Here is a 3,780-nt window from a genome sequence, read left to right on the forward strand (position 1 = left end):
GGGCGCCCCCGCCAAGCCGGTCCGCCGCTGGACCGAGGCCGAGGGCTGGCAGCCCCCGATCCGCACCGCGCCGCCGCGCGCGATCCCCGACGGCGTGACCCACGAGGAGCTGCTGGCCCTCATCGGCTGGGACCTCCACCTCCCGCCCGAGGCGGACCACGCCGCAGCCCAGACCGCGGACCAGGACCCCGACCCCGTGCCGTAGCCCCGTGGCGCGGTCTGGCCGGGCCTGCACGGGCCCGTACCGGCCTGTACGGCCCCTCCAGGGCTCGACGAGGCTCGGCGCGCGCGGCGGTCACGCGGGTGGCACAGTGGGAGGGATTCGCCTGCACGCCGGACCTCGTTTCGAGGAGGGCCCCATGCGTATCCCCATGCGATTCCAGCTGGCGGCCCTGGCCGCGTCCCTCTCCCTCGCGACAGCCCTGAGCGGCTGCTCCTCGAGCGGGACCAGCAACGCGATCGGCGTGGACGCGGGCAGCTCGTCGGCCTCGTCCTCCTCTTCCTCGTCGTCGGCCTCGGTCCCCACCCCGGACCTGCTCCAGAGCTCACTGCTCAGCGCCTCCGACCTCGGCCCCGACTTCACGGCCCAGCCGGGCGACACCTCCACGCCGACGGACAGCTCCGGGCCGTCGGGCTGCAGCGCGCTCACCGACCTGATGAACCAGGCCCCCTCGGCGTCCCCGAACCCGGCCCAGGGCCCGGACGCCCAGGTCATCCTCGAAGGCGGCCAGACCGGCCCCTTCGTCGGCGAGTTCCTCACCGGCCGCCCGCAGTCGGTCCTCGACCGCAACTACCCGGCGGTCGTCTCCGCCCTCCACGGCTGCCGGCAACTGGACTTCCCGACCGGCACCACCGAAGTGCCCTTCCAGCTCTCCGACTTCGACATGGGCATCGCAGGCGCCAGCGCCAAGCACCTGTCGGGCTCGGTCCAGGGCGTCCCGGTCAACGGCTACCTGGCCGTCGACCGCCTCGGCCCGACCGTCGCGATGGTCTACCTCTACCTCGAAATCGCGGGCGACTCCCCGCAGACGGCCAAGACCTACTTCGACCAGGCGGTCGCCAAGGTCCAGACGACGCTCCAGCACGCGGCGTCGGCGGCGAGCGTGTGACGACGGCGAGCATGTGGCGACGGCGAGCCCTAGGACTTCGCCCGCACCACCAGCGCCGACACACCCGCGAGCGCGATCAGCAGTGCCACCGAGAGGAGGGCGAGGGGCAGGCCGAAGGCCTCGGCGAGGAAGCCGATGACGGGCGGGCCCGCGACCATGCCGCCGAAGCCGAGGGTGGAGGCCGTGGCGACGCCGCGCGGGCCGCGCAGCGCGCCGGCGCGGTCGATGGCGAGGGGGAAGATGTTGGCCAGGCCCAGGCCGACGAGGAGGAAGCCCGCCAGGGCGAGCGGCAGGGAGGGGCTGACCGCCGCGGCCACCATGCCGACGGCCGCGATCGCCGCGCCCGCGACCAGCAGCCTGGTCGGGCCGAAGCGCTCGACCAGGCGCGTGCCGCTCAGGCGTCCGACCGTCATGGTGAGGGAGTAGACCGCGAAGCCCGCGGCGGCCACCGCCGCGGAAGCGTGCAGGTCCTGCCGCAGATGCAGCGCGCCCCAGTCGGCCATGGAGCCCTCGCCGTACGCGTCGCAGAGCGCGACGACGCCGAGGAGGACGACCAGCAGCGCGACGCCCGCGCCCGCGGAGGGCCCGGCGGAGCCGTCCGCGTGGGACGCGTCCGGGTGCGCCACCGCGTGCCGCAGCAGCGCCCGGCCCGCCCAGACGGTGACGGCGAGGCCGCCCACCGCCAGCAGGCCCAGGTGCTGAGTGGGCGTCAGCACCGGTGCCAGCAGCCCGCCGACCGTCGCGCCGAGCAGGCCGCCGAGGCTGTACGCGGCGTGGAACGACGGCATGACCGGCCGCCCGGCGGCGCGGACGAAGTCCACGGCGGCGCTGTTGATGCCGACGTTCATCGCGCCGTACCCGGCGCCGAAGACCAGCAGGACCCCGCCCAGTGCCAGGACCGAGTGCGTCAACGGCGGGAGGGCCACGGACAGGCAGAGCAGGACGGAGGCCGCGACCGTGACGGCGTGGTTGCCGATGCGGAGGCAGAGCCGGCCGACCGGGCCCATCGCCGCGACCGCGCCGGCGGACACGCACAGCAGCGCCAGGCCCAGCAGGCCGGGTGAGGCGTGCACCTGCGCCTTGATCTCGGGGATGCGCACGACCCACCCGGCGAACAGGAAGCCGTCGAGCGCGAAGAAGCCCGTCAACGCGATGCGGGCGACGGGCCAGCTCCCGCGCAGACGGCGCAGGCCGGTGGCGGAGGAGGAGGCGGTGGGGACGGGAGCGGCGGGAGAAGCCGACTCCATTTTGTCTATCTGCGGCACAAATTCATAATAGAAGCGTGACGCAGACCCAGACAAGCCCCGACCGGGGCCGCGCCGCGCTCGGGCCCGCACTCGAGCTGATCCACACCGGCGAAGCGCCCACGCGCTCCGCGCTGACCGGCGCGCTCGGCGTCACCCGCACCACCGTCGGCGCGGTCACCGGCGAGTTGGAAGCGCTGCGGCTGATCACCGTCGACGCCCGCCCCGCCGGGGCCGGACGCGGGAGGCCCTCGCACCGCCTGCAGATCGACCCGCAGGGCCCCGTCGTCCTCGCCGCCCAGCTCCACACGGACGGCTTCACCCTGGCCCTGGCCGGCCTCGGCGGACGCCTCGGGCCGTCGCTCGACCTGCCGTTGGCGCGGCTGCCGCGCGACACCGACCCGCGCGTCGTGCTGCGGACCATCGCCGACGAGGCCATGCGCCTGCTCGCCGCCAGCCCCCGCCGCTGCGTCGGCGCGGGCCTGGCCGCGCCCACACCGGTCACCGAGCCGGACCGGCTCGCCGTCATCTCCGCCTGCCTCGGCTGGCCGACCGGCACCCCCATCGGCGAGCTGTGGCAGGAGACGCTGCTCGACGCGGGGCTCCGCCTCCCCGAGGGCGTCGCCCCCGCCGTCGCCAACGACGCCAACCTCGCCGCGCTCGCCGAGCACCGCCACGGCGCGGGCCGCGGAGCCCGCCACCTGCTCTACGTCACCGCGGGCCACCAGGGCGTCGGCGGCGCCCTCGTCGTCGACGGCAAGCTGCACACCGGCAGCGGCGGACTCGCCCTGGAGATCGGTCAGTTGACGGTCGATCCGGAGGGCCTCCAGTGCCGCTGCGGCCGTCGCGGCTGCCTCGACGTCGAGGCCGGTCCGCCCGCCCTCCTCACGGCGTACGGCCTCCCGGCCGACGCGCCGCTGACCGAGGTCGACGCGATCCTCGCCGCGGCCCGCGGCGGCGACCGCGCGGCGCGGGCGGCGGCGGACCACGTCGCGGTGCGGCTGGGCTACGGCATCGCGGCCGTCGTCGACATCCTCAACCCCGACCGCGTGGTCCTCGGCCCCTTCCACAGTGCCCTGCTGGCGGCCTCGCCGGAGCTGCTCCCGGAGACGGTCGCCGGCCGCGCGCACTGGGGCCGCTTCGGCTGCGTGCCGCTGCGCGCGGCGCAGCTGCCCGCGCCGGAGCTGGCCGGCGCGGCGGAGCTGGCGTGGGCGCCGATCCTCGCGGACCCGCAGCTCGTCGCCGCGGGCTAGCCGTGGCCGGCCGCGGCCCCGGGGGTGACCCGTACTCCCCGGGGAGCAGCGCAGGTGTCCCCCGCGAGGCGACGCTCCGCGCCGCGCCGAGGAGGAGTCTCTTCAGTACCGACTACTGAGGAGCGCGAGATGAACACCTTCCTGGCCGACGGATGGCACGGCGGTCCCGGCCCG

Annotated in this window: 3 protein-coding genes and 1 pseudogene; 3 read left to right on the forward strand and 1 reads right to left on the reverse strand. The window is 75.9% G+C overall.

Annotation, left to right across the window (positions count from 1 at the left end; genetic code table 11):
* Positions 1–205, forward strand: a pseudogene (locus TR50_RS49485) (acyltransferase); the annotation flags it as partial.
* A 154-nt stretch (positions 206–359) separates the two neighbouring features.
* Complete coding sequence (locus TR50_RS38295; protein WP_152648863.1) at positions 360–1,109, forward strand: hypothetical protein; 750 nt, start codon at positions 360–362, stop codon at positions 1,107–1,109.
* A gap of 29 nt (positions 1,110–1,138) precedes the next feature.
* Here the strand turns inward: TR50_RS38295 and TR50_RS38300 are convergent, their stop codons facing one another.
* Positions 1,139–2,374: an MFS transporter gene (locus TR50_RS38300; RefSeq protein WP_236654765.1), complete on the reverse strand. Its 1,236-nt coding sequence runs from the start codon at positions 2,372–2,374 to the stop codon at positions 1,139–1,141.
* A gap of 17 nt (positions 2,375–2,391) precedes the next feature.
* Here TR50_RS38300 and TR50_RS38305 point away from each other — a divergent pair, with 17 nt between their 5' ends.
* Entirely contained in the window at positions 2,392–3,606 is a 1,215-nt protein-coding gene (locus TR50_RS38305) for an ROK family protein (protein WP_042433648.1), read from the forward strand.
* The last annotated feature ends 174 nt before the right edge of the window (positions 3,607–3,780 follow it).

The organism is Streptacidiphilus anmyonensis (genome assembly GCF_000787855.1).
GTDB classification, from domain to species: domain Bacteria; phylum Actinomycetota; class Actinomycetes; order Streptomycetales; family Streptomycetaceae; genus Streptacidiphilus; species Streptacidiphilus anmyonensis.

Coding starts and splice junctions, on each gene's coding strand:
- TR50_RS38295 (WP_152648863.1), top strand. CDS start 360: ATGCGTATCCCCATGCGATTCCAGCTGGCGGCCCTGGCCGCGTCCCTC.